This window comes from Pantoea sp. CCBC3-3-1, from assembly GCF_007981265.1.
GTDB lineage: Bacteria > Pseudomonadota > Gammaproteobacteria > Enterobacterales > Enterobacteriaceae > Erwinia.
In genome coordinates this window covers 3,246,972-3,273,179 of the sequence record NZ_CP034363.1, presented here as the reverse complement: position 1 = coordinate 3,273,179, position 26,208 = coordinate 3,246,972, and the positions used below count along the sequence as shown (strand labels likewise).

General features: G+C 54.0%; 25 protein-coding genes. 17 read left to right on the top strand and 8 right to left on the bottom strand.

What is annotated here, in order from left to right:
• Window positions 1-14: 14 nt before the first annotated feature.
• Window positions 15-995, bottom strand: a complete 981-nt coding sequence (locus EHV07_RS15370; protein WP_147198881.1) for a GTP-binding protein — start codon at window positions 993-995, stop codon at window positions 15-17.
• 122 nt (window positions 996-1,117) lie between these two features.
• Here EHV07_RS15370 and EHV07_RS15365 point away from each other — a divergent pair, with 122 nt between their 5' ends.
• Window positions 1,118-1,423, top strand: coding sequence for a hypothetical protein (locus tag EHV07_RS15365; RefSeq protein ID WP_147198880.1), 306 nt, complete (start codon window positions 1,118-1,120; stop codon window positions 1,421-1,423).
• 68 nt (window positions 1,424-1,491) lie between these two features.
• Here EHV07_RS15365 and yeiP read toward each other — a convergent pair whose 3' ends face one another.
• A complete protein-coding gene (gene yeiP / locus EHV07_RS15360) occupies window positions 1,492-2,064 on the bottom strand; it encodes an elongation factor P-like protein YeiP (protein WP_147198879.1) in 573 nt (190 codons plus the stop codon).
• 185 nt (window positions 2,065-2,249) lie between these two features.
• Here yeiP and EHV07_RS15355 point away from each other — a divergent pair, with 185 nt between their 5' ends.
• The 4 genes from EHV07_RS15355 to fruA all read left to right on the top strand — a co-directional run bounded on the left by EHV07_RS15355 (window position 2,250) and on the right by fruA (window position 6,738).
• Window positions 2,250-2,504, top strand: coding sequence for a YkgJ family cysteine cluster protein (locus EHV07_RS15355; protein ID WP_147198878.1), 255 nt, complete (start codon window positions 2,250-2,252; stop codon window positions 2,502-2,504).
• Between the two features lie 454 nt (window positions 2,505-2,958).
• Entirely contained in the window at window positions 2,959-4,092 is a 1,134-nt protein-coding gene (fruB, locus tag EHV07_RS15350) for a fused PTS fructose transporter subunit IIA/HPr protein (protein WP_147198877.1), read from the top strand.
• Window positions 4,089-5,027: a 1-phosphofructokinase gene (fruK, locus tag EHV07_RS15345; protein ID WP_147198876.1), complete on the top strand. Its 939-nt coding sequence runs from the start codon at window positions 4,089-4,091 to the stop codon at window positions 5,025-5,027. The genes fruB and fruK overlap by 4 nt, the downstream gene beginning before the upstream one ends.
• A 16-nt stretch (window positions 5,028-5,043) precedes the next feature.
• Window positions 5,044-6,738 carry a PTS fructose transporter subunit IIBC gene (fruA, locus tag EHV07_RS15340; RefSeq protein ID WP_147198875.1) on the top strand — a complete coding sequence of 565 codons (1,695 nt, stop codon included), beginning with the start codon at window positions 5,044-5,046 and terminating at the stop codon, window positions 6,736-6,738.
• Window positions 6,739-6,959: 221 nt separating this feature from the next.
• On the opposite strand, the gene nfo is transcribed toward fruA, so the two are convergent.
• Window positions 6,960-7,802, bottom strand: a complete 843-nt coding sequence (nfo, locus tag EHV07_RS15335) for a deoxyribonuclease IV (protein ID WP_147198874.1) — start codon at window positions 7,800-7,802, stop codon at window positions 6,960-6,962.
• 60 nt (window positions 7,803-7,862) lie between these two features.
• Window positions 7,863-8,903: a YeiH family putative sulfate export transporter gene (locus EHV07_RS15330; RefSeq protein WP_147198873.1), complete on the bottom strand. Its 1,041-nt coding sequence runs from the start codon at window positions 8,901-8,903 to the stop codon at window positions 7,863-7,865.
• 101 nt (window positions 8,904-9,004) lie between these two features.
• Between EHV07_RS15330 and EHV07_RS15325 the strand changes: the two genes are divergently transcribed.
• The 5 genes from EHV07_RS15325 (at window position 9,005) to EHV07_RS15305 (ending at window position 13,933) form a co-directional block, all read left to right on the top strand.
• Window positions 9,005-9,376: a YkvA family protein gene (locus EHV07_RS15325; protein WP_147198872.1), complete on the top strand. Its 372-nt coding sequence runs from the start codon at window positions 9,005-9,007 to the stop codon at window positions 9,374-9,376.
• Between the two features lie 9 nt (window positions 9,377-9,385).
• Window positions 9,386-10,252, top strand: coding sequence for a DNA-binding transcriptional regulator YeiE (gene yieE, locus EHV07_RS15320; protein ID WP_147198871.1), 867 nt, complete (start codon window positions 9,386-9,388; stop codon window positions 10,250-10,252).
• 199 nt (window positions 10,253-10,451) lie between these two features.
• The gene (locus EHV07_RS15315) at window positions 10,452-11,918 is read left to right on the top strand and encodes an amino acid permease (protein ID WP_147198870.1); all 1,467 of its coding nucleotides are present in this window, start codon (window positions 10,452-10,454) and stop codon (window positions 11,916-11,918) included.
• Between the two features lie 153 nt (window positions 11,919-12,071).
• The gene (locus EHV07_RS15310) at window positions 12,072-13,148 is read left to right on the top strand and encodes an iron ABC transporter permease (protein ID WP_147198869.1); all 1,077 of its coding nucleotides are present in this window, start codon (window positions 12,072-12,074) and stop codon (window positions 13,146-13,148) included.
• Window positions 13,145-13,933: an ABC transporter ATP-binding protein gene (locus EHV07_RS15305; protein WP_147198868.1), complete on the top strand. Its 789-nt coding sequence runs from the start codon at window positions 13,145-13,147 to the stop codon at window positions 13,931-13,933. Before EHV07_RS15310 ends, EHV07_RS15305 begins: the two co-directional genes overlap by 4 nt.
• Window positions 13,934-14,162: 229 nt before the next feature.
• Here the strand turns inward: EHV07_RS15305 and fghA are convergent, their stop codons facing one another.
• The 3 genes from fghA to EHV07_RS15290 all read right to left on the bottom strand — a co-directional run bounded on the left by fghA (window position 14,163) and on the right by EHV07_RS15290 (window position 17,114).
• A complete protein-coding gene (fghA, locus tag EHV07_RS15300) occupies window positions 14,163-15,008 on the bottom strand; it encodes an S-formylglutathione hydrolase (protein ID WP_147198867.1) in 846 nt (281 codons plus the stop codon).
• 9 nt (window positions 15,009-15,017) lie between these two features.
• Window positions 15,018-16,142 carry an S-(hydroxymethyl)glutathione dehydrogenase/class III alcohol dehydrogenase gene (locus EHV07_RS15295; RefSeq protein ID WP_147198866.1) on the bottom strand — a complete coding sequence of 375 codons (1,125 nt, stop codon included), beginning with the start codon at window positions 16,140-16,142 and terminating at the stop codon, window positions 15,018-15,020.
• Window positions 16,143-16,220: 78 nt separating this feature from the next.
• Complete coding sequence (locus EHV07_RS15290; protein ID WP_147198865.1) at window positions 16,221-17,114, bottom strand: LysR family transcriptional regulator; 894 nt, start codon at window positions 17,112-17,114, stop codon at window positions 16,221-16,223.
• 121 nt (window positions 17,115-17,235) lie between these two features.
• Between EHV07_RS15290 and EHV07_RS15285 the strand changes: the two genes are divergently transcribed.
• The 7 genes from EHV07_RS15285 (at window position 17,236) to mglC (ending at window position 25,314) form a co-directional block, all read left to right on the top strand.
• The gene (locus EHV07_RS15285; RefSeq protein WP_147198864.1) at window positions 17,236-18,372 is read left to right on the top strand and encodes a YbfB/YjiJ family MFS transporter; all 1,137 of its coding nucleotides are present in this window, start codon (window positions 17,236-17,238) and stop codon (window positions 18,370-18,372) included.
• Between the two features lie 116 nt (window positions 18,373-18,488).
• A complete protein-coding gene (gene folE / locus EHV07_RS15280) occupies window positions 18,489-19,154 on the top strand; it encodes a GTP cyclohydrolase I FolE (RefSeq protein ID WP_147198863.1) in 666 nt (221 codons plus the stop codon).
• Between the two features lie 17 nt (window positions 19,155-19,171).
• Window positions 19,172-20,335 (top strand): DUF418 domain-containing protein YeiB, encoded by a 1,164-nt coding sequence (gene yeiB / locus EHV07_RS15275; protein ID WP_147198862.1) that lies wholly within the window; start codon window positions 19,172-19,174, stop codon window positions 20,333-20,335.
• A gap of 152 nt (window positions 20,336-20,487) precedes the next feature.
• Window positions 20,488-21,528 carry an HTH-type transcriptional regulator GalS gene (galS, locus tag EHV07_RS15270; RefSeq protein WP_147198861.1) on the top strand — a complete coding sequence of 347 codons (1,041 nt, stop codon included), beginning with the start codon at window positions 20,488-20,490 and terminating at the stop codon, window positions 21,526-21,528.
• A 160-nt stretch (window positions 21,529-21,688) separates the two neighbouring features.
• Window positions 21,689-22,681 carry a galactose/glucose ABC transporter substrate-binding protein MglB gene (gene mglB, locus EHV07_RS15265; RefSeq protein ID WP_147198860.1) on the top strand — a complete coding sequence of 331 codons (993 nt, stop codon included), beginning with the start codon at window positions 21,689-21,691 and terminating at the stop codon, window positions 22,679-22,681.
• Between the two features lie 82 nt (window positions 22,682-22,763).
• Window positions 22,764-24,284, top strand: a complete 1,521-nt coding sequence (gene mglA / locus EHV07_RS15260; protein ID WP_147198859.1) for a galactose/methyl galactoside ABC transporter ATP-binding protein MglA — start codon at window positions 22,764-22,766, stop codon at window positions 24,282-24,284.
• A 19-nt stretch (window positions 24,285-24,303) separates the two neighbouring features.
• On the top strand, window positions 24,304-25,314 hold the full coding sequence (mglC, locus tag EHV07_RS15255; RefSeq protein WP_147198858.1) for a galactose/methyl galactoside ABC transporter permease MglC: 1,011 nt from the start codon (window positions 24,304-24,306) through the stop codon (window positions 25,312-25,314).
• Window positions 25,315-25,372: 58 nt separating this feature from the next.
• On the opposite strand, the gene sanA is transcribed toward mglC, so the two are convergent.
• Window positions 25,373-26,104, bottom strand: coding sequence for an outer membrane permeability protein SanA (gene sanA, locus EHV07_RS15250; protein ID WP_147198857.1), 732 nt, complete (start codon window positions 26,102-26,104; stop codon window positions 25,373-25,375).
• Window positions 26,105-26,208: the final 104 nt, after the last annotated feature.

Genomic DNA, 26,208 nt, shown 5'->3' with positions numbered 1-26,208 from the left:
CGTGACGGCGGAGATTATACCTGCAAAGTTAAACGAAGTTTCAACAAAGATGCCTGAAGCAGGTTCCAGTCTGCCTCTTCTTCGTGAATAATTTCGATACGGCTGTCTGGCGGCGTCGCCTGTCGAGTCTCAATGTTAAAATCTTGCCCCTGACGGTTTACACTGACTAAGCCTTCCTGAGTGCGCATAACACCTTTGATCCGCGTTACCGGCGCAAGACGTACCCACTCCAGCAGCCCGATAGTGTCAAAGCAGGTTTCGGCATCAAATATCCAGCCACAGGAATAGTAGCCCTGACCCTGATTCATCGAACGACGCCAGCGCGAAGCAGAGGTAAGGGCGAGTTTGGAAAGCTGCGACTCGGGGTGCGAATGATGATGCGGGCTTTGCGGCAGTTTCGTGACGTTTTTCCGCGGTTGATCCAGCAGTTCCTGAGCAATCTGACCAAAGCGGGCGACGACCACAGGCCGGGATAAGGCGTCCTGAGTCTGCCACTGTTGCAGCGCCATACGCGCGCTATCGTCCCAGCGGTCTTCTTTATTCGCAATAATGAAGTCAGCTGCGGCCAGCTGATCGCGAAAGTTCTCGTTTTCCCGAATGCGGATCTCATTAAGCTGGCGAGGATCGAGCAGGCATAAGGAAGCATTCAGCGTTAGCCAGGGCTGATAAACCGGTGAAGAGAGCATATCCAGAATTTGTTTTGGATGCCCAAGGCCGGTGGGTTCAATCAGCAGCCGGTCTGGTTTAGCCTGCTTTAATAACATATTCAGGCCGACCTGCATCGGAAGTCCGTTAACACAGCACATGCAGCCGCCGGGGATCTCTTTCAGTACAGCTCCGCTTTCGGCCAGCAACGCGCCATCAATCCCTATTTCACCAAACTCATTGACCAATACAGCCCATTTTTCACCCTCGGGCTTATTCGCCAATAAATGAAGCAGCGTCGTCGTTTTCCCGCTGCCCAAAAAGCCGGTAATCAGGTTTACCCGGGTCATAGTGACTCCTTAATAACGTTAAGGCTGATGATAAGGATATTTTGCAAATTATGCGATTTGGTTATTAAATGTTTATTTTTTGTGTATACTGGGTGATCTTTTAGTTAAAAATGAGGTGTTTTATGAATAGCAAACAGGCTGCGCTTGCTGCCCTGCTTTTCGCCTCATGGATGAGCAATGCTCTGGCAGCGGATTCGTCTGCCACTTCAGGTACGATCTATTTCCGCGGCGCGTTAGTGACAAACAGCTGTGAACTCTCTTCAGAACAAGATCAGGTGAACGCAACCTGTTACCGCGACGGTCAATACCAGCTTTCACGTCTTTCACTTAATAAGCGCGAGACAGCAGTGCCGGAATTTGCCAGTACGGAGGTTCGTTGGCTGGACGATGCGCATCAGCAGGGCATTATGACGGTAACCTATCAGTAACCGCTTGAGTTGTTATAACATAACAAAAGCGGCGATGCAGCCTGCATACGCCGTTTCAGAAAGGCAGGTTATTCAGAACGGCCCATGTAGCGGCGTTCAGGAATATGGATGCGGATTTTGTCGCCGCTGCTCAGATACTCGGGCACCTGAATAACCAGACCGGTGCTCATCGTCGCAGGCTTGGTTCTGGCGCTGGCAGAAGCCCCTTTAATACCCGGTGTGGTTTCCACAATTTCCATATCCAGCGTTTGCGGCAGTTCCAGCGCAAGAATCTGACCATCCATTGTCAGTACCTGAATGCCCGGAATTCCCCCTTCAGGAATAAACAGCAGTTCTTCTTCAATCTGCTCTTTTTTAAACACGTAAGGGGTATAGTCTTCGTCATCCATAAAGACATATTCATCGCCATCGATATAAGAGAACGTTACCTGACGGCGGCTCAGCGAGATCGCCTCAATAATGTCGTCGCCTTTAAAACGTTCTTCGACTTTAAGGCCGGTGCGGATATCAGTAAAGCGCATCTTATAGAGCGTGGACGCACCGCGAGCGCTGGGGCTTTGTACGTCAATATCTTTTACTAACAGCAGTTTACCGTTATAATTTACGGCCATACCTTTTTTTATTTCGTTAGCTCTTGGCATTCTGATTTTCCAATAGAAAGGGGCAGTGAAAATTCTCGCGACAAATTACTCTTGCTCACCGATTGAGGCAAGTGCTGAAGGGCGCAAAAGCGAGCCTGCCAGCGCTATTTGTGGGCTATCAGGAAAGAATAGTATTTCTTTCAGGCGGCTGCTATTGTCGCGTTTTCAGTTCAGGTGAATCCAAAATGCAGTGCCGTTCATTATGTGGTGCTTGCTGCACTGCGCCTTCTATCTCAACTCCCATTCCTGGCATGCCTGACGGTAAACCGGCAAATACGCCCTGTATTCAGCTGGACGACCAGCAGCGCTGTAAAATTTTTGCTTCACCTCTTCGGCCGGCTGTCTGTGCAGGCTTAAAGCCTGATGCGGAAATGTGTCGCAGTAACCGCAGCGAAGCGATGATCTGGCTGCTTGAGCTGGAAAGACAAACCGCACCCTAATCCCTCTGTGTCCTTCTGTTTTCTGAAAGCTGACGCCTGCTGATTAACGCTTTATAACGCGGTGTCCGTCGAAAAAATACCGGCACTGAATGTCAGGCTTTTGGTAAAGGCTGAAAATATAATCTTCTTTAAAATCATGGGGCTGAACGTGAGTTTGGGCTGTTTTGTCGAGCCTGGAAGGCGGGTGCTGAACGGGGATAAAGAAAAGCGTAAGGTGCCATCAGATTGTCAGTAAACGAAGCGGGAAGCCAGCTATTTTCTGAAATGCGCCGTCGAAGTGTGCGTGGCTTCAAAAATCTGCTACGCCGTTAACGGTAAAACTTGCAACCATATGGGCTTCAGGACCAAACTCATTGAAACGTTTCAGCGTTGTTTGAACAGCTTGTTACCTCAGGGATAACCTTTTTTCGCGAAAATTAGCTGAAACGATTCAAACGAAGCAGCGAGGAGAACTATGTTCCAGCTTGAACTGACCGCCATTCATCCCGGCGCCACGGCCGGGAGTAAAGAAGAAGCTATTCGCCAGGTTGCGGCCGCGTTGACCTCTGCGGGCAACGTTGGAGAAGGGTATGTCAACGGCATGCTTGCCCGAGAGCAGCAGACCTCAACCTACCTGGGCAACGGCATTGCTATCCCACATGGTACGACCGATACGCGCGATCTGGTGTTGAAAACCGGCGTGCAGGTTTATCAGTTTCCGCAGGGTATCGCCTGGGGCGAAGATCAAACTGCCTACGTGGTCATCGGTATCGCCGCCAAATCGGACGAACATCTGGCCTTGCTGCGTCAGCTTACTCACGTGCTGAGTGATGACAGCGTGGCGGAAGAGCTGAAAACCACTGACTCGGCCGAGACGCTGCGCAGCCTGCTGATGGGCGAAAAACAGGGCAAAGAGTTCAAATTCGACACCTCGCTGATTACCCTTGATGTGGCCACGGGCGATCTGATGACGTTACAGGCGCTGAACGCGGGCCGCCTGCAACAGGCTGGCGCAGTAGACAGTACCTTTGTCAGCCGCGTTATCGCTTCTCAGCCGCTGAATTTGGGGCAGGGCATCTGGCTGAGCGACAGCACCGAAGGCAACCTGACCAGCGCCGTTGCGGTCAGTCGCGCCGCAGCGCCTTTTGACGTAGCGGGCGAAAAGGCCGCGTTACTGGTTACGGTCGCCGTTGCAGACGATCGGCCGCTGGACGTGCTGAACTACCTCAGCGACCTGCTGATTAAGCAGAAAGCCGAACGTCTGCTGAGCGCTGATGCCGCTGGCGTGCTGGCATTATTGACCAGTGAAGTCTCAGAGCAGGCAGATGTGCTGACCGAAGAGTTCACCATTCGTAACGAACATGGTCTGCACGCTCGTCCGGGCACCGCTCTGGTCAGCGTGATCAAACAGTATAACTGCGATATGACCGTAACGAATCTGGACGGCAGCGGTAAACCTGCCAACGGGCGCAGCCTGATGAAGGTTGTGGCGCTGGGCGTGAAAAAAGGCCACCGCCTGCGCTTTACCGCCAGCGGTGAAGATGCACGAGCCGCACTGGATGCGGTTGGGGAAGCGATCGCAGCCGGTCTGGGCGAGGGCGCATCATGAGCAGACGTGTAGCAACAATTACCCTCAATCCTGCTTATGACCTGGTCGGTTATACGCCGGAAGTTGAGCGCGGCGAAGTGAACCTGGTGAAAACTACCGGGCTGCATGCGGCCGGTAAAGGCATCAACGTCGCGAAAGTATTAAAAGACCTGGGGATTGACGTTACCGTTGGCGGTTTCCTCGGTAAAGAAAACCAGGATGGCTTTCAGCATCTGTTTAGCGAGCTGGGCATTGCCAATCGCTTTCAGGTGGTAGAAGGGCGCACCCGTATCAACGTTAAGCTTACTGAAAAAGATGGCGAAGTTACCGATCTGAATTTCTCCGGTTTTGAAGTGACCGGCCAGGACTGGGAGCGCTTTACCACGGATTCACTGACCTGGCTGGGCCAGTTCGATATGGTTTGCGTTAGCGGAAGCTTACCGTCAGGCGTCGATCCCGATGCGTTTACCGAGTGGATGAGTGCATTGCGCACCCACTGCCCGTGCATCATTTTCGACAGCAGCCGCGAAGCGCTGGTGGCCGGTCTTAAGGCCGCGCCATGGCTGGTAAAACCCAATCGTCGCGAGCTGGAGATCTGGGCGGGTCGTAAGCTGCCGACGCTACAGGATGTCATTACTGCCGCGCATGCGTTACGCGAGCAGGGCATTGCACACGTTGTGATCTCTCTTGGTGCCGAAGGGGCGCTGTGGGTCAATGCGTCAGGCGAATGGATCGCCAAACCACCAGCTTGTGAAGTGGTGAGCACCGTGGGTGCAGGAGATTCTATGGTCGGCGGCCTGATTTACGGCCTGCTGATGCGTGAATCCAGCGAGCATACGCTGCGTCTTGCCACGGCAGTAGCGGCATTAGCCGTTAGCCAGAGCAACGTAGGCGTGAGCGATCGTACCCAGTTGGCCGCGATGATGGCGCGTGTCGACCTGAAACCTTTTAACTGACAGCAGGAGAGGCATAATGAAAACGCTGCTGATTATTGATCCTTCGCTGGGGCTGGCAACCAGCCATCTGGCAAAAAATATCACCCGAGCTGCGGCAGCCGCAAAAGGCCTGACGCTGACGGATCACCCGGCTGAAAGCGATCTGATTATTTTAGCCGGTAAAAACCCGCCGGCCAGCATTGCGCTGGAGGGGAAAGCGGTTTACCAGACTGATATTGCTGAACTGCTGCGTCAGCCTGAAGATGTGCTGACCAACGCGCAAACGGAAGCGACGACCTGGCATGCGCCCGCTACCGAAGCCGCGCCGGCAACCGAAGCCGCGGCCAGCGGTCCGAAACGCATTGTTGCGATCACGGCCTGTCCGACCGGCGTTGCCCATACCTTTATGGCGGCTGAAGCGATTGACGCTGAAGCGAAAAAACGCGGCTGGTGGGTCAAAGTTGAAACCCGTGGTTCAGTGGGTGCAGGAAATGCGATTACGCCAGAAGAAGTGGCGCAGGCCGACCTGGTGATCGTTGCGGCAGATATTGAAGTGGATCTGGCTAAATTTGCCGGTAAACCGATGTATCGCACCTCTACCGGTCTGGCGCTGAAGAAAACCGCTCAGGAATTCGATAAGGCCTTAGCGCAAGCTAAACCTTACCAGCCGCAGGGCGGAAGCCAGTCTTCTCAACAGGGCGAGAAAAAAGAAAGTGCGGGCGCGTATCGTCACCTTCTGACCGGCGTTTCCTACATGCTGCCAATGGTTGTTGCAGGGGGCTTAAGCATTGCGCTTTCCTTTGCGTTTGGTATTACCGCGTTTAAAGAGCAGGGCACGCTGGCCGCCGCGCTGATGCAGATTGGTGGCGGCAGCGCCTTTGCGCTGATGGTGCCGGTACTGGCTGGCTTTATCGCCTTCTCCATCGCCGACCGTCCGGGCCTGACGCCTGGTTTGATCGGCGGTATGCTGGCAACCAGCATTAACGCTGGCTTCCTCGGCGGGATAATCGCGGGCTTTATTGCCGGTTACGCGGCGAAATTTATCAGCGCGAAGCTTAAGCTGCCGCAGAGTATGGAAGCGCTGAAACCGATCCTGATCATTCCGCTGGTCGCCAGTTTAATCACCGGCCTGTTAATGATTTATGTGGTCGGTGGCCCGGTGTCCAAAATCATGGAGGCCTTAACGCACTGGCTGGCTAACATGGGCACGGCAAACGCGGTTCTGCTGGGCGCAATCCTGGGCGGTATGATGTGTACCGATATGGGCGGTCCGGTGAACAAAGTAGCCTATGCGTTCGGGGTTGGCCTGTTGAGTTCGCAAACCTATGCGCCGATGGCGGCGATTATGGCGGGCGGCATGGTACCACCGCTGGCAATGGGGCTGGCGACGCTGGTTGCACGCAAAAAGTTCAACAAAGGTCAGCAGGAAGGGGGCAAAGCGGCGCTGGTTCTGGGTCTGTGCTTTATCTCTGAAGGCGCGATCCCGTTCGCTGCCCGTGACCCGATGCGCGTTCTGCCATGCTGTATCGTTGGCGGCGCGCTGACCGGTGCAATCTCCATGTGGGTTGGCGCGAAGCTGATGGCGCCGCACGGTGGCCTGTTCGTGCTGCTAATCCCTGGCGCTATTACCCCGGTGCTGGGTTATCTGCTGGCAATCATTGCGGGTACAGTCGTTGCGGGTCTGGGCTATGCCATTCTGAAACGTCCTGAAGCGGAAATGGCGAAAGCATAATTTCCTGAAGGCAATAAGCGTGGGCAACCGCGCTTAAACTACGCAAAAACGTAAAGCGCGAGGAACATGGGCCTGTAACAAAGCGTCCTGGGCCATGGACGGTCCAGGTCGAGCCGGCAAGGACGCCGCTGTTTGCGTCTTTGTGGAAGGCACATGTTCTTCGTGCCAGCACTATATTTACAACAACAGCGCGGGCAACCGCGCTTTTTTACGTCTGAAGATTACTGCTGTTCCGACTTCAGCCAGGCGATTTCATCTTTCCAGATATCCGGATTAATGGTTTCCAGAATCAACGGAATACCGTCAAAGCGGCTGTCTTTCATTAACCAGCTAAACACCGTTTTACCGATGTTGCCTTCGCCAAGGCTGTGATGGCGGTCAACACGGCTGGCAAAAGCGCTTTTAGCATCGTTCAGGTGCATCCCTTTCAGATACTGGAAACCGACGATGCGATCGAAGTCGGCAAAGGTTTTCACACAGTCTTCTTCCGTGCGCAAATCGTAGCCGCCCGCGAAAGCGTGGCAGGTATCAATGCAGACGCCCACGCGCGATTTATCTTCCACGCCGTCAATAATGGCCGCCAGATGTTCGAAGCGAAAACCGAGATTGCTACCCTGACCGGCCGTATTTTCAATGACGGCAGTCACGCCTTTGGTTTTGTCCAGCGCGATATTCACCGACTCGGCAATGCGTTTCAGGCAGGCTTCTTCATCGATTTGATGCAGATGGCTTCCCGGATGAAAATTCAGCAGCGACAGGCCGAGCTGTTCGCAGCGCTCCAGCTCATCAATAAACGCGTGACGTGATTTTTCCAGCGCCTCTTCCAGCGGATGACCCAGATTAATCAGAAAGCTGTCGTGCGGTAAAATCTGATCGCTGCGGTAATGGTATTTCTCACAGGCATGACGAAAGGCGGAAATGGTTTCTTTACTGAGCGGGGCAGCACGCCACTGGCGCTGATTCTTGGTAAAGAGCGCAAAGGCCGTGGCTTCAATCTCATGGGCGCGAAGGACCGCCTGATCCACGCCGCCGGCTGCGCTAACGTGGGCGCCGATATATTTCATGCCTTTTCTCCTGAATGTCTGTATTACGGGCCGGTCATGATAACCAAAAACCGTCAGAAATCACGCCAGCAAATAGTGAGCTGCCAGGTTTATCGCACCACCGCCTGCAATCAGCCAGATAAACAGCAGCAGGCCCAGCAATATCGGTTTGAAGCCGGTACGCCTGAGCTGGCTGAGACGCGTCGTCAATCCCAGCGCCGCCATCGCCGTTGCCAGCAAAAGATTGTCCAGCTCGCCGATCGCCGAAACCCACGCCTGCGGCAGCAGATGCAAAGAGTTAAACAATGCGACAGCAATAAAAATCAGCGCAAACCAGGGAAACTGCACTTTTCCGCGCTGAGGGCTTTTTCCGGCGCGGGCATTCAGTAGCAGCAGGAAAGGCGCAAGCATCATGACCCGTAGCATTTTGGTAATCACCGCATTGTTTTCCACCTGCGGGCCAACGGCATGCCCTGCGGCGACAACCTGCGCCACTTCGTGCATAGTTGAACCGGTAAAAACGCCCCAGGCTTCAGGTGTCATCGCCGGAAACAACGTACTGAATTCGTGCCAGAGCAGGGGATAAAGGAAAATCGCCACGGTGCCGAAAATCACGACGGTCGCGATAGCAACGGTAACTTTTTGCGCTTCAGCCTTAATAACCGGTTCCGTTGCCAGAATCGCCGCTGCGCCACAAATGCTGCTGCCCGCGCCGATCAGCCAGACAGTATCGCGATCGAGCTTGAGAACGCGCCGGCCCAGCCAGCAGGCGATAAAAAAGGTTGAGCTGAGCGTGGCAAGGTCGATCGCCACTCCACTTATCCCTACGTCGGCAATTTGCTGGAAAGTCAGCCGGAAACCATACAGCATAATGCCCAGCCGCAGCAGATGTTGTTTTGCTATCTGCACGCCGGGCGCGCACGAGTCTGCAAGGCGCGGATAAACCGTGTTGCCCACCACAATACCCATAACCATCGCCAGCGTCAGCGTGCCGAAACCCGATGCGACGACCGCTGGCAGCGTACCGAGTCGCAGTGCCATAACCGCCAACAGTAAAGCCAGCGCAACGCCGCAGGTATAGCGCAGCGGTTGCGCTTGAAGGTTAAGTGATAATGTACTCATACGGCCTCTCCTTTGTTACAGGCAGCATGAAACAGAGTGGCTTAAAAGAGAAATTGATTATATATTTATAATCAACCTGAATAAGTAATAAGGAGGCGGAAATGTTCAGACTGATAAGGCGCTGGGCGCGCGTGATGAAGAAAGACGGGCTGATGCTGTGGTTTGCCTGTCGCGATCCGCGTACGCCCGTCTGGATAAAAGCGCTGGCCGCAGGTCTGGTATGTTATGCCTTCAGCCCAATCGATCTGATTCCGGACGTGATCCCGGTTGTCGGCTTGCTGGATGATGCGGTCATCGTGCCGTCAGGCATCATGCTACTGCTACGTTTGTTGCCGCAACAGGTGCGACTCGCCAGCCAGCAAAAGGCGACGCAGCAATCCACCAACAGAAAAAAAATTACCCGCTGGACAGGGTTAATCCTGCTGATCTGGGCAGGCATTATGGTCTTTTTGATCGGGCATTACAGCGCATAAGGAAAAGCGATGCATATTACATTAAGGCAGCTTGAGGTCTTTGCTGAAGTTCTGAAAAGCGGCTCCACCACGCAGGCCTCACAGGGGTTGTCGCTTTCTCAGTCAGCGGTCAGCGCAGCGCTGGCCGATCTGGAAGGCCAGCTCGGCGTGCAGCTTTTTGATCGGGTAGGTAAGCGGCTGGTGGTCAATGAACATGGCCGTTTGCTCTATCCGCGTACCGTTGCTCTGCTGGAACAGGCAACGGAAATCGAGCAGCTGTTTCGGGAAGATAACGGCGCGCTGAGAGTGTTTGCCAGCAGCACTATCGGTAACTATCTGCTGCCGGGCATGCTGGCAGGCTGGCGCAGGGATTACCCTGACTTGCCGCTCGAACTGAGCGTGGGCAACAGCCTGGATGTGATCAATGCCGTGGCGGATTTCCGTGTGGATATAGGCTTGATCGAAGGGCCTTGCCATGTGTCTGATATCGTTAGCGAACCCTGGCTGGAAGACGAACTGGTGGTATTTGCTGCGGCAGATGCCGATATTTTTCAGCAGCCGATCACGCTGGAAAGCCTTGCCGCCGCGCCGTGGATTTTACGCGAGCACGGTTCAGGCACGCGTGAAATCGTTGATTATTTGCTGCTGTCGCATTTGCCCCAGTTCAGGCTGGCATTGGAATTGGGCAATTCTGAAGCGATTAAACATGCAGTACGCCACGGGATGGGGATTAGCTGCCTGTCACGCCGGGTTATCGATGAGCAGCTGGCGGCAGGCACGCTGAAAGAGGTGCCGGTTCCTCTGCCAAAGCTGAAGCGCACGCTGCATCGTATTCATCACCGGCAAAAGCATCTGTCCAAGGCGCTGCTGCGTTTTCTGAGCTATTGCACTGAATAATCTACCAATGCGGCATGCAGCCGTCGGCCGCCTTCTCGTCATGCTATAAGCCGTACCGCTTATAACTAGCTTAAAATCTTCTGCTGCTAATAATCGGCCGCCGATCATGAAGCTATCTTATAACGTCGCGGAAGTAGTATCTCTGACGAAGGAGTTTGTTACAATCGCGCCTCTTTCAGTCAGAGCACAGCATTTCAAGATGGATCAGGACACAAAAACAACACAACAACCTGCTTTAAGGCGTGAGTTAAAGGCACGTCATCTGACGATGATCGCCATTGGCGGTTCTATTGGCACGGGTTTATTTGTTGCCTCAGGCGCAACAATTTCGCAGGCGGGCCCGGGCGGCGCGCTTCTCTCCTACGCATTGATTGGTCTGATGGTTTATTTCCTGATGACCAGCCTTGGCGAACTGGCTGCCTTTATGCCGGTCTCGGGTTCGTTCTCCACCTACGGCTCTAACTATGTTGAGGAAGGCTTCGGCTTCGCGCTGGGCTGGAACTACTGGTACAACTGGGCGGTAACCATCGCGGTTGACCTGGTCGCGTCTCAGCTGGTGATGAACTATTGGTTCCCGGACACGCCAGGCTGGATCTGGAGCGCCTTGTTTATGTGCGTGATCGTCCTGCTTAACTTCATTTCAGTGAAAGGGTTTGGCGAGGCGGAATACTGGTTCTCATTAATTAAAGTTGTCACCGTTGTCATCTTTATTGTCGTTGGCGTGCTGATGATCCTGGGCATTCTGCACGGCGGTGAGCACGTTGCAGGCTGGCAGAACTGGCAGATTGGCGATGCGCCTTTTGCCGGTGGCTTTTCGGCAATGATCGGCGTGGCAATGATAGTCGGCTTCTCTTTCCAGGGAACCGAGCTGATTGGCGTGGCGGCAGGCGAGTCGGAAGATCCGGCAAAAAATATTCCGCGTTCCGTACGTCAGGTCTTCTGGCGGATCCTGCTGTTCTACGTGCTGGCGATTCTGGTGATCAGTTTAATTATTCCTTATACCGATCCGAGCCTGTTGCGTAACGATGTTAAAGATATCAGCGTCAGTCCGTTTACGCTGGTCTTCAAACATGCTGGCCTGCTCTCTGCGGCAGCGGTGATGAATGCCGTGATCCTGACTGCGGTACTTTCAGCCGGAAACTCGGGCATGTATGCCTCTACTCGTATGCTGTTTACGCTGGCGCGTGAAGGCAAAGCGCCGCGTATATTCGGTAAGCTTTCAAAAGGGGGCGTGCCTCGTAATGCACTTTACGCCACGACGGTTGTGGCTGCACTCTGCTTCCTGACCTCTATGTTCAGTAATCAAACGGTTTATCTGTGGTTGCTGAACACGTCAGGGATGACCGGCTTCATCGCCTGGCTGGGCATCGCGATCAGCCATTATCGCTTCCGTCGTGGTTACGTGGCGAATGGACTCGATCTGGCCAATCTGCCTTACCGCTCCGGCTTCTTCCCGCTGGGACCGATTTTTGCCTTTGTCCTGTGCCTGGTCATCACGCTGGGGCAAAACTATCAGGCCTTCCTCGCAGACCGCATCGACTGGTATGGCGTGGCGGCGACCTATATTGGTATTCCGCTGTTCCTGATTATCTGGTTTGGCTACAAGCTGAAAAAGAAAACCCGTTTCGTGAAGTACAGCGAAATGAAGTTCCCTGAATTTAAGTAATCCTTCTTCTCCCTGAAAGGCGCGGCTCCCGCGCCTTTCGCGTTTTTCACGCCTGCTTACACATATAATTGATAACTATTATCGTTTCCTTTATTGTTAGCGCCGTATCTTTTTCGCAGGTAAGCATCCGCTGAGTAATCACAGGTATTGAGCATGAGTGTGACCCACAACCCCGAACAGTACGCCGATAAACCGCAAAGCGTGATGGGCCGTTATCATCAGGTATTGCGTCATCGCCTGGTTTTTATGGGGATACTGGTTGTCGCTATCCTTGCTTCGCTGCTGCTGGATTTCACGCTGGGTCCTTCGGGTCTGAAGCTGGATACGCTGTGGCAAACTTTGCTGTCGCCGGATAGCGTCGATGCGGGTACGCGGGTGATTGTATGGGATATTCGCCTGCCTTATGCGCTGATGGCGGTGGTCGTTGGCCTGGCGCTGGGCCTGGCGGGTGCCGAGATGCAGACAATCCTGAATAATCCGCTGGCCAGCCCGTTCACGCTGGGGGTTTCCTCGGCGGCCGCTTTTGGTGCCGCGCTGGCTATCGTGCTGGGCATTGGCATCCCGGGTATCCCCGATCAATGGTTTATCTCCGCCAACGCCTTTATCTTTGCGCTGCTGGCCGCGCTGATGCTGGACGGCGTGACGCGCTGGACGCAGGTCGCGACTTCAGGCGTGGTGCTGTTTGGTATTGCGCTGGTGTTCACCTTTAACGCGCTGGTTTCGATGATGCAGTTCATCGCCAGTGAGGACACCTTACAGGGGTTGGTTTTCTGGACCATGGGCAGCCTGGCCCGTGCGTCATGGGAAAAGCTGGGCGTGCTGACGCTGGCGCTGGTGATACTGGTGCCGTTCTCAATGATGAGTTCCTGGAAGCTGACCGCGCTGCGGTTGGGCGAAGACCGCGCCATCAGCTTTGGCATTGACGTACGTCGACTTCGTCTGGGCACGCTGCTGCGCATCAGTATTCTTTCTGCGCTGGCGGTGGCTTTTGTCGGGCCAATTGGCTTTATTGGTCTGGTCGCGCCGCATATTGCCCGCCTGATCTTCGGTGAAGATCATCGCTTCTATCTGCCCGCCAGCGCACTGACCGGCGCGCTGGTGCTGTCCATGGCTTCAGTGGTTTCAAAAAATCTGGTGCCGGGCGTCATTATTCCGGTAGGCATTGTCACTTCGCTGGTGGGCGTGCCGTTCTTCCTGAGCATTATTCTGCGTCACCGGGGGACCGTCTGATGGATGGATTGAAAATCAGCGGCTTTCATGCCGGCTATCCAAAACGTCAAATTATCAGCAACCTGAACGTGCCTTTGCTGCCCCGCGGGAAAATTACCGTTCTCCTTGGGCCAAACGGCTGCGGTAAATCCACGCTGCTGCGTTCGCTGGCGGGACTGAATCGCGCTCAGGGCGAGCTGTGGCTAAATGGTAATGAGCTGATGGCGCTGCCATTTGCAAAGCGCGCCGAAAAAGTGGTTTATCTGCCGCAGTCGCTGCCTGCGGGTGTACATCTGCACGTGCTGGAGTCGATCATTGTTGCCCAGCGCGCTTCCGGTGGACGTAACAGCGCGGCCAGTGAAGCTGAAGTAATGTCGCTGCTGGATCGCTTAGGTATTGCGCATCTGGCGCTGAGCTACCTGGATCAGCTTTCTGGCGGCCAGAAACAGCTGGTGGGACTCGCCCAATCGCTGATCCGCCGTCCGGAACTGCTGCTGCTGGATGAGCCGTTAAGCGCGCTGGATCTGAACTATCAGTTTCACGTTATGGACCTGGTGCGCAGAGAAACCCATAAGCGCAATATCATCACCGTGGTCGTGGTACACGATATCAATATCGCTTTGCGTCACGGTGAGCATGTTCTGATGCTGCAAAATGGCGAATTGATTGCTGATGGTTTGCCGGAAGAGGTTATTACCCCAGCAAGTCTGGCGAAGGTTTATGGCGTAAAAGGGCGTATTGAGCGCTGCTCGCAGGGCACGCCACAGGTTTTGATTGACGGCTTGGTGACGCAGCCTGTTTTTTGACAGGCGAGTAACGCATTCAAATAACGTCAGGCCCGGAGCTTCACGACCTCAGACAGCTGACAAGCTCAAAGCGCAAGGAACATGAGCCTGGAACAAAGCGTCCTGGGCCATGGACGGCCCAGGCCGAGCTGGCAGGGAAGCCGCTTTTTGCGTCTTTGTGGAAGGCTCATGTTCCTTGCACTTTGAGTCAGTGAGTAGCCTGAGGCCGGGATTTCCCCGGCCTTTTACATTATTCAGCCAGCAAATGCTGAGCGTGAAAGCGCAGATGATCTTCCACAAAGCTGGCGATAAAGAAGTAGCTGTGATCGTAGCCCGGCTGGATACGCAGGGTAAGCGGGAAACCCTTCTCATGGGCAATCGCTTCCAGACGTTCAGGATGCAGCTGATCGGCCAGAAACTGATCGCTGTCGCCCTGATCGATCAGCATCGGTACCGCCGTTGACGCCTGACGCATCTGCCAGCAGCTGTCATATTCACGCCAGTTCTCACTGTTCCCGCCCAAATAGGCGGTAAAGGCTTTCCGTCCCCAGGGAACCTCAACAGGATTGACGATCGGCGCGAAAGCCGACGCGGAGACAAACCGCTGTGGGTTACGCAGCGCCAGCATAATGGCGCCGTGCCCACCCATTGAATGCCCCATAATCGCCTGCCGATCGCTAACGTGGAAACTACTGGCAATCAGCGCAGGCAGCTCCTCATTAAGATAATCGTACATGCGGAAATGCGCATCCCAGGGTGCCCTGGTGGCGTTCAGGTAAAAGCCCGCGCCCTGACCGAGGTCGTACCCTTCATCATTAGGCACCACTTCACCGCGAGGGCTGGTATCCGGCATCACCAGCACCACCCCAAGCTCTGCCGCGATTCGTTGCGCGCCGGACTTGGTCGAAAAGTTTTCGTCGGTACAGGTCAGCCCGGCCAGAAACCAGAGCACCGGCGGGGCTGTTTCGCCTTTTGGGCCTGGCAGGAAAATGCTGAAGGTCATTGTACAGTTTAACGTTGTCGACAGATGGCGATAGCGTTGCTGCCAGCCGCCGAACATGCGATGTTCTTCCAGTAACTCCAGAGGGGAGGTCATTACTTTTCCTTATTTAGTAAAATGCACGACGGAACGGATCGATTTTCCTTCATGCATCAAATCGAAGGCGTCATTGATTTCTTCCAGCGGCATATTATGGGTGATGAAATCGTTAAGCTGGAACTCGCCGTCAAGATAGCGCTGTACGATGCCGGGCAGCTGGGAACGGCCTTTCACGCCGCCAAAAGCGGAGCCGCGCCAGACGCGGCCGGTGACTAACTGAAAAGGCCGCGTGGCGATTTCTTCACCTGCGCCAGCAACGCCGATAATCACGGATTCGCCCCAGCCTTTATGACAGCACTCCAGCGCGGAACGCATCACATTGACGTTGCCAATGCATTCGAACGAGAAATCCACGCCGCCATCGGTCATTTCAACAATCACATCCTGAATCGGCTTGTCGAAATCTTTTGGGTTAATCAGATCGGTTGCGCCCAGTTTAGTCGCCAGGTCAAACTTACTGGTGTTGAGGTCGATACCAATAATGCGACCCGCTTTCGCCATTTTCGCCCCGATAATCGCCGACAGACCAATGCCGCCAAGGCCGAAGATCGCCACGGTATCGCCTTCTTTGACCTTAGCAGTATTCATCACCGCACCCATACCGGTGGTGACGCCGCAGCCCAGCAGGCAGACCTCTTCCAGCGGCGCTTCTTTGCTGATTTTCGCCAGAGAGATTTCAGGAATAACGGTATATTCGGAGAAGGTCGAGGTGCCCATATAGTGGAAAATCGGCTTGCCGTCTTTAAAGAAGCGGGTGGTGCCGTCCGGCATCAGTCCTTTGCCCTGCGTGGCGCGGATTGCCTGACAAAGATTGGTTTTCCCTGACAGACAAAATTTACATTTACCGCACTCTGGCGTGTACAACGGAATGACATGATCGCCCACCTCAACGCTGGTAACGCCTTCGCCTACCGCTTCTACAATCCCACCGCCTTCATGCCCAAGGATTGCCGGGAAAACACCTTCCGGATCTTTGCCAGAAAGCGTATAGGCATCGGTGTGGCAGACGCCGGTTGCCACAATGCGTACCAGCACTTCACCTTTCTGTGGCGGCATTAAATCCACCTCTTCAATGGAAAGTGGCTCACCAGCAGCCCAGGCAACCGCGGCACGAGTTTTTATCATCTGCATCTCATTTATCTCCTTAAAGCGGGGTTGGGTATTAACGCCCGGCGGGTTAGTCGCATCAAAAGCGATCGGTCAGGGTAATTATGGACGAGTTTCATCAACTTCAGCGATATCGTCATTTTGTTCAGCGATTAGCGATTTCAGCGCCTTGATATTGGGCGTAAAGCTGTCACGCCGCCAAATCAGATAAGTCGCCGCTTGCTGGACTTTATCAGGCAACGAGTGACGCTGAACTTTATCATTCCCCGATAGCAGATCGAGTACCGATTCAGGCAGAAAAGCCAGGCCGCTGCCGCTCGCTACGCAGGCGAGCAGGGTGTGATAGGAGTGAATATCCATAAAGGCACCGGGCTGGACACCTGCATCGCGAAACCAATTTTCAAACCGCAGACGATAAGAACAGCTCGGCCTGAAGGCGAAAAGCGTATCACCGGCGGCATCACGGGGATGGCGAATGGGCGAATGGGCCTGACCTGAGATCAACACCATACGCTCAGCGAAAGCCACGCAGCTGTGAAGATCGTCGGAAATAATGGGGCCGTCAGCCAGCGCAGCTGCCAGCGTGCCTGTTCGTACCTGCTCAAGAATTTCACCGGTGGTGCCGGTACGTAATGAGAGCGACACCGCGGGATAACGCTGGTGATAGGCTGCGAGCAGGGAAGGGAGACGCGTTGCTGCCGCACTTTCCATTGAGCCGATCGTAAAATTTCCGCCTGGTTCGCCACTGTGCGTCATACTCAGCGCTTCTTCACTTAGCGCCAGGATGCGTTGGGCATAGCCAAGAAAGTTATGGCCGACGGGCGAAAGACGCAAACGCTGTTTTTCCCGAATAAACAGATCGGCCCCCAGTTCCTGTTCCAGTTGACGCAGTCGGGTGGTGAGATTGGACGGCACCCGATGCAGAGTCTCCGCCGCGCGTGCCAGCGAGCCTGTCTCAGCGACGGAGCAGAACATTTTTAGCTGTGTCAGATCCATTTATTCTCTCATCGTCAGGAAGTTGGTGTTAATTATTCACTTTTCGTGAGTTTACTGCTCGTGCATGATAACGACAACATTTTATAAACATTCAGGCTGTTCCAGTAACAAGGAGTGAGAGATGGCTTTACGTATTGCGCTGAGCGCCTTTCTGTCGCTGGTGGTAGCAATGGGCATCGGGCGCTTTGCTTTTACGCCTCAGGTGCCGCTGATGATTGGTGAGCATCAATTAACCCTCACCAGCGCAGCCGTGGTGGCCGCGTTTAACTATCTCGGCTATCTTTGCGGATCTTATGATGCGATGCGCGCTTCCCGGCAGGTTGAGGGGCGATTGAAAATCGGGATCTGGGGTGCGGTTGCGCTGACGCTGCTGTCTGCGCTGGCAACAGGCCCATGGTTGCACGCCATTATCCGTTTCTTCATCGGCTGGGCCAGCGGTTGGGTGATGGTACTGGTTGCCGCCTGGAGTAACGAACTGCTCCATAAGCAAGGGCGCATCGGACTTGCATCAGCCGTATTTGCCGGACCAGGAATGGGGATTTTTATCAGTGGCACGTTGGCCGTGGTGCTACACAGCCTGAACGTCAGTGCCGCCTGGGCATGGGGGGCGTATGGCCTGCTGGCGTTGATTCTGATTACCTTAATCGCCCGTGATTTGCCGCGCAAAGGGCAGCTGCATCGACCGGAAACGGCGCCTGAGCCGCTGGTGTTAACCACCGGCCTGAAAAAGCTGGTCTGGAGCTACAGCCTCGCTGGATTTGGCTACATCCTTCCCGCCACTTTCCTGTCACAGATGGCTGCCGCGCGTTTTCCCGGCAGCGCCTTTGCTCAGTTTGTCTGGCCGATTTTTGGTGGGGCAGCGGTAATCGGTATCGGCCTCGGGATTCTGACCCGGCGCTATGGTACGGCAAACCGGCGGCTGGCAATTGCGCTCTGGTTGCAGGCGCTGGGGGTCTTCTGTATTGACGCTGTTCCGGGGATTAGCGGGCTGGCGCTGGGGGCCTTGCTAATGGGCGGCGGGTTCCTCTGCGTTGTGCAGTTTGCTTTGCAATATGCTCGCGAGCAGGCACCGCTCCATATGCGTTATCTCGCCGGTCTGTTAACCACGGGTTATGCTACAGGCCAGCTGGTCGGGCCGTTACTGTCTGCCTTATCAACAGCGTTAACGCACAGGCTGGAACCGGCATTATACGTGGCGGGCGTGAGTTTACTGATAGCAGGTGCGCTGGTCTGGCAGCGAGCGTCAGTCGCTGAATGAAACAGTTTCGTGCTTGATTCGCTGGATTAACGGCGCATTGTGTAACAAAATACCGCCTCAGAAATTTTACCGGTCCCGCCGGGGCCGGAGTCACACCCGCTGGAGAAGAAATCGCCATGGCTACGTTAAGTCAGGAAGCCACACTCGTTCATGAAGCACTGGTTGCCCGTGGACTGGAAACCCCGTTACGCTCGCCTGCGCGTGAAATGGATGACGAAACCCGTAAACGTTTGATCGCCGGTCATATGACCGAAGTAATGCAGCTGTTGAATCTGGATCTGGAAGATGACAGCCTGGCAGAAACGCCGCACCGCATTGCTAAAATGTATGTGAACGAAGTGTTCTCTGGCCTGGATTACGCCAACTTCCCTAAAATCACCGTTATCGAAAACAAGATGAAGGTGGATGAGATGGTGACGGTGCGCGACATCACGCTGACCAGCACCTGTGAACACCACTTTGTGATCATCGACGGCAAAGCGACAGTGGCTTATATCCCTAAAGATAAAGTGATTGGCCTGTCCAAGATTAACCGCATCGTGCAGTTCTTCTCCTCGCGTCCGCAGGTGCAGGAACGCCTGACTCAGCAAATCCTGGTGGCGCTGCAAACGCTGTTAGGCACCAACAATGTTGCGGTATCGATTGATGCGGTGCATTACTGCGTGAAAGCTCGCGGCATCCGCGATGCAACCAGCGCGACGACCACAACGTCGCTGGGCGGCCTGTTCAAATCAAGCCAGAACACCCGTCAGGAGTTCTTGCGCGCCGTTCGTCATAGCTAATCGACTCAGGATCCCCGATGCCGCGTATACAGACGCTGGATTTTATCCGAGGCCTCGCCATTCTGGGGATCCTGCTGCTCAATATTAATGCCTTTGGGCTGCCCGCCGCAGCCTATCTCAATCCCGCCTGGAACGGAGCGCCTGCGTTGCAGGATGCGCTAGCCTGGGCCGCTGTCGATCTGCTTGCCCAACTAAAATTTTTGGCGTTGTTTGCTCTGCTGTTTGGCGCTTCGCTCAATATGCTTTTGCCACGCGGCAAGCGCTGGCTACAGGCCAGGCTGACCTGGCTGGCGCTGTTTGGCGTTCTGCACAGCCTGATGTTCTGGGAAGGCGATATTCTGCTCGACTACGGCCTGATTGGCATTGTGGCCTGGCGCATGATCCGCGACGTCGCCTCAACGCGCCAGCTGTTTAACACGGGTGCGCTGCTCTATGTGATTGGCAGTGGCGTGCTGATTGTACTGGGAATGGCCTCCGGGCATCAGCCGGGCAGTTCATGGCTGCCTGACGTCGCGCAGGTGCAATACGAAACGTTCTGGAAAACCCATGGCGGCTGGGAAGCGGTGCATAATCGGGTTGAACTGCTTTCATCCAGCCTGCTGTCGCTGGCAATACAGTATGGCTGGCAGCTGGCAGGCTTAATGATGATTGGCGCAGCGCTGATGCGCAGCGGCTGGCTAAAGGGAAACTGGGGCGTGGCGCACTATCGTCGCACCGCCGTTCTCCTGCTGGGGCTGGCTTTACTGATCCAGCTGCCTGGCATCTGGCTGCAATGGCACGTCGGATGGGACTACCGCTGGGCCGGTTTTTTTCTCCAGGTTCCGCGTGAGTTTGGCGCGCCGCTTCAGGCCGTGGGCTATGCCGCGCTCTGTTTTGGTTACTGGCCAACGCTTGTCCGGCTGAGAATCACCCATGCCGTAAGCTGCGTAGGACGCATGGCGCTGAGCAACTATCTGTTACAGACGCTGATTTGCACCACGCTCTTTAACCGTTTCGGCTGGTTTAATCAGCTCGACCGCCTGTCGCTGCTGGCCGTCGTGCCCGGCGTCTGGCTGGCCAATCTGCTTTTCTCCGTTCTCTGGCTACGCTATTTCCGCCAGGGGCCGGTTGAATGGTTGTGGCGTAAATTGACCGTAGCAGGCGGCGGTCAGCCGTTAACCAAATCAACTTCCCGGCATTGATATCGGTCACAAAGGTGACATCCGTCAATGTAACCGTTTTCATCCCTGTGACACCCCTCACGTAGCGTAAGCCCGCCCTCTGTCAGAATGACCGCCGGAATCACAGTGTCCGGGAGGGCTATGCAAATCTTATCTTCCTCAGGTAGCAGGTCATGATCACCATTCGCGATGTGGCCCGCGAGGCCAACGTATCGGTGGCGACAGTGTCGCGCGTGCTGAATAACAGCGCCGCCGTTACGCCAGAAACGCGTGACAAAGTCCTGAGCATTGTTGAGCGGCTTGGCTACCGGCCCAATGCCAATGCACAGGCGCTCGCCTCACAGGTAAGCGACACCATCGGCGTGGTGGTGATGGACGTGTCCGATCCCTTTTTTGGTGCGCTGGTGAAGGCTGTTGATACCGTCGCCCAGCGGATGCAAAAGCATGTACTGATCAACAACTCCTATCATCAGGCGGATAAAGAGCGCCACGCTATTGAAGTGCTGATCCGCCAGCGCTGCAATGCGCTGGTGGTTCACGCTAAGGCGCTGGGCGATGAGGAGCTCTCCTCGCTGATGTATCAGGTGCCGGGCATGGTTCTGATTAACCGCTCGCTACCGGGCTATGAGCACCGCTGCGTTTGCCTGGATAACCTTAGCGGCGCGCAGATAGCGACCCGCACGCTGCAACAACAGGGGCATCAGCGTATTGGCTATCTGGGTTCCTGCCATGCCATTGAAGACGACGTGCAGCGCCGCGCCGGCTGGCAGCAGACGATGGCGGAGCAGGGAAGCGTACCGCCGGAAAGCTGGTGCGCCAGCGCAGAACCCGATATGCAGGGTGGTGAAGCCGCTATGGTGGAACTGCTGGGACGAAATCAGCACTTAACCGCCATCTTTGCCTACAACGACAGCATGGCGGCCGGTGCGCTTGCCGCGCTAAAAGATAACGGCATTGCGGTGCCGAAGCAGGTTTCAGTCATCGGTTTTGATGATATTCCTATATCCCGCTACACCGATCCCCAATTAACCACCGTGCGTTATCCGATTGTTTCTATGGCAAAGCTGGCGACAGAATTGGCGCTTCAGGGCGCAGCAGGGCAGCTGGACGAGAGCGCGGATCACTGCTTTATGCCCACGCTGGTTCGTCGGCATTCCGTTGGCAGCTGCCAAAATGTGGCACCCGTCACTTACCCGAATAATACCGTCGTGTAACCGTTTTCAATCTGTGAGTAAATTCACAGTTAATTAACATTGTCTTCACTATGATGACAGCCACTTACCGGCTATGAAACTTGATGTAACAAATAACGTCACGCCAGCGCTGTTCCTGACCGCGACGCTGAGAACGACCCTACATAAAACCGGAGATACCATGAAAAAGGCTTTCACGCTCACTGCCCTGGTTGCCAGCATGATGTTAAGTGGCGCAGCACAGGCTGCCGACACCCGTATCGGCGTGACCATCTATAAATATGACGACAACTTTATGTCCGTCGTACGTAAAGACATTGAGAAAGAAGCAAAAAATAGCAGCGATGTTCAGCTGCTGATGAACGACTCGCAAAACAGCCAGTCGACCCAGAACGATCAGGTTGATGTGCTGGTGGCGAAAGGGGTGAAGGCGTTAGCCATTAACCTGGTCGACCCGTCGGCTGCGCCAGTGGTGATCAGCAAAGCCAAATCTAATGACATTCCCGTGGTGTTCTTTAACAAAGAGCCGTCCGCTAAAGCGCTGGCCAGCTACGACAAAGCTTATTATGTTGGCACCGACTCGAAAGAATCGGGCGTCAAGCAGGGCGAGCTGATTGAAAAACACTGGAAAGCAAATCAGGGCTGGGATCTGAACAAAGATGGCGTCGTACAGTTTGTATTGCTGAAAGGCGAGCCGGGCCATCCGGATGCGGAAGCCCGTACGAAATACGTCATCGACACCTTAAATAAAGACGGTGTGAAAACTCAGCAGCTCCATCTTGATACCGCCATGTGGGATACCGCACAGGCGAAAGATAAAATGGATGCCTGGCTCTCCGGGCCGAATGGCAACAAAATTGAAGTGGTCATCGCCAACAACGATGCCATGGCAATGGGCGCGGTAGAAGCGCTGAAGGCGCATAATAAATCCGCTGTGCCGGTATTTGGCGTGGATGCCTTGCCAGAAGCGCTGGCGATGGTGAAATCGGGCGCAATGGCCGGAACCGTGCTGAACGATGCAGAAAACCAGGCTAAAGCCACCTTTGATATGGCTAAAAACCTGGCGGCAGGGAAACCCGCAACCGAAGGCACCAACTACAAGCTGGAAGGCAAAGTCGTTCGTGTGGCTTATGTTCCGGTCGATAAAGATAATCTGTCCCAGTTTGTTAAATAAGCCCAACCTGAAACGGGCGCAGCGTGCTGCGCTCGTTATTGATGACGGCCGCCAGTAACCCTCTTTTCAGCCAGGTAGAACTATGAGCAGTGATCAAGTGCAACCAAAGCGCGAATATCTGCTGGAAATGACCAACGTCAGCAAATCATTTCCTGGCGTTAAAGCATTAGATAACGTAAATCTGAAAATACGTCCGCATTCTGTCCACGCGTTAATGGGCGAAAACGGTGCGGGAAAATCGACGTTATTAAAATGTCTGTTTGGCATTTACAGTAAGGATACGGGAAGTATTCTTTTTCAGGGTAAAGAGATTGATTATAAAAGTTCCAAAGAGGCGCTGGAAAATGGCGTTTCAATGGTGCATCAGGAATTAAACCTGGTATTGCAACGCACGGTCATGGATAACATGTGGCTTGGGCGTTACCCCCGCAAAGGGTTATTTGTCGATCAGGACAAAATGTATCGCGACACCAAGGCCATTTTTGACGAGCTGGATATTGATATCGATCCGCGTGATAAAGTGATCACGCTTTCTGTTTCACAAATGCAGATGATTGAAATAGCCAAAGCTTTTTCCTATGACGCAAAGATTGTCATTATGGACGAACCTACGTCATCCTTAACGGAAAAAGAAGTCAACCATCTGTTCACGATAATCCGTAAGCTGAAAGAACGCGGCTGCGGCATTGTTTATATTTCTCACAAGATGGAAGAGATCTTTCAGCTTTGCGATGAGATTACCGTTCTGCGTGACGGGCAGTGGATTACGACTCAGCCGCTGGACGGGCTGGATATGGATAAAATCATTGCCATGATGGTCGGGCGTTCGCTGAGCCAGCGTTTCCCGGATAAAAGCAACGTGCCGGGTGAGACAATTCTCGAAGTGCGAAACCTGACCTCGCTGCGCCAGCCGTCGATCAGAGATATCTCTTTCGATCTGCGCAAGGGGGAGATCCTCGGCGTGGCCGGCCTGGTCGGCGCAAAGCGTACGGATATTGTCGAAACGCTGTTTGGTATTCGTGAGAAGTCAGGCGGCACCATCAAACTGCACGGCAAAAAAATTAATAACCATTCCGCTAACGAAGCCATTAATCACGGGTTTGCTTTAGTAACGGAAGAACGGCGTGCAACAGGGATTTATGCTTTTCTGGATATCGGTTTTAACTCCCTGATATCCAACATCCGTAAATATAAAAACAGCATTGGCCTGTTGGATAATAACCGGATGAAAAGCGACACCCAGTGGGTTATCGACTCGATGAGAGTTAAAACCCCGGGCCATGCGACTTCAATTGGCTCACTTTCAGGCGGAAACCAGCAGAAAGTGATTATTGGCCGCTGGCTGTTAACGCAACCGGAAATATTGATGCTGGATGAACCGACGCGCGGAATTGATGTGGGCGCCAAGTTTGAAATCTATCAGCTTATTTCCGATCTGGCGAAAAAAGAGAAGGGGATCATTATCATATCCTCTGAAATGCCGGAGCTGTTAGGCATTACCGATCGTATATTGGTGATGAGTAATGGCATGGTGGCAGGTATTGTAGAAACCAAAACGACTACGCAAAACGAAATCTTACGTTTGGCATCAAAGCATCTTTAATGAGGTAAGGGCTGACACCATGAAAGCAGTAAATAAAAAGAATGCGCTCACCTGGTTAAAAGAGGGTGGGATATATGTTGTATTGCTGGTACTGCTGGCAATCATTATCTTCCAGGATCCGACCTTTTTAAGCTTAATGAATCTGAGTAATATTTTAACCCAGTCTTCGGTGCGTATTATTATCGCACTGGGCGTTGCCGGGTTAATCGTGACTCAGGGCACCGATTTGTCAGCCGGACGTCAGGTTGGTCTGGCGGCGGTAGTGGCGGCTACGCTGCTACAGGCCATGGACAACGCCAATAAAGTATTCCCGCATCTTGATACCGTACCAATTCCGCTGGTGATCCTGGCGGTCTGTGTCATCGGCGGCATTATTGGTCTGGTTAACGGCCTGATTATCGCCTATCTGAAAGTGACGCCGTTTATCACCACGCTGGGCACGATGATTATCGTTTATGGTATTAACTCCCTTTACTACGATTACGTGGGCGCTTCGCCGGTTGCTGGCTTCGATGAGAAGTTTTCCACCTTTGCGCAGGGCTTTATCCGCTTAGGCGACTTTAAGCTGTCGTACATTACCTTTTACGCGGCTATTGCGATTTTCTTTGTCTGGGTACTGTGGAACAAAACCCGCTTCGGCAAAAACATTTTTGCCATCGGCGGAAATCCGGAAGCGGCTAAAGTGTCGGGCGTTAACGTTAACTTTAACCTGATCCTGATTTATGCCTTATCCGGCGTGTTTTATGCCTTCGGTGGGATGCTGGAAGCGGGCCGTATTGGTTCAGCAACCAATAACCTCGGCTTTATGTATGAGCTGGATGCAATCGCCGCCTGTGTGGTTGGTGGCGTGTCATTTGCTGGCGGGGTGGGAACGGTAGCAGGCGTGGTTACCGGCGTACTGATTTTCACCGTTATCAACTATGGCCTGACTTATATCGGCGTTAATCCTTACTGGCAGTACATTATCAAGGGCGGCATTATTATTTTCGCCGTGGCGCTGGACTCACTGAAATACGCTCGTAAGAAATAAGCTTTCACGTTACCTCCCAGGCCAGGCGGCAGTGTCGTCTGGCCTTTGTCGTCCCTGGCTAGTGCGCCGCCTGACCTTTCATCTTTTGCTGCAATTCCAGCAGCTGCTCAGGCGTTACGGCAGGATAGCTTTGCGCATTTTCGGGGATTTCATGACGTGCTGGAATGGGCACCATCGGCCCCAGGAATCGCGGTTCACGTTTCATCAGGTAAAGATCGGCCAGTGCGCCAAGCCGGGCACCCACTTCACGAAAACGGATCGTCAGCATATTTTTTGGTGACGGGACGGCATAACACTGTGCCTGGATACCCATATGCAGCGCGATAAACAGCGCGCGTTCACAGTGAAAGCGCTGGGTGATAATAATGAAATCGTTGGTATCAAACACTTTACGCGTTCTGACAATGGAGTCGAGGGTGCGGAATCCTGCATAGTCGAGCACGATATCCGAGGGGGCAACGCCTGCGGCAATCAAATCGCGCCGCATTGTCATCGGCTCATTATAACTTTGCTGCGCATTATCACCGCTCAACAGCAGATAATTCACCTTACCGCTGTTATAGGCGTTCAGCGCGCCCTGCATGCGGTAGCGGTAATACTGATTAATTACGCCAGTGCGATAATATTTCGCCGTACCCAACACCACGCCAACCTGTCGATGGGGAAGCGACTGGAGGTCGTCGTAAACGTAAGGGGCGGTTTTCACGCTGATCCAGCGATCCAGGCCGAGCGCGGCCAGTATTATCGCGACAAGGATAATAATCAGGCCATAAATCAAGCGTTTTATCATGCCGGACGGTGCTCAGGCTTACAAAATAAAGGTGCCTCAAGGCTACTTTACCGCGCCTGGCGAAGCAAGCGGCAGCTTGCCAGATGGCGGCTTTTCGCACAATG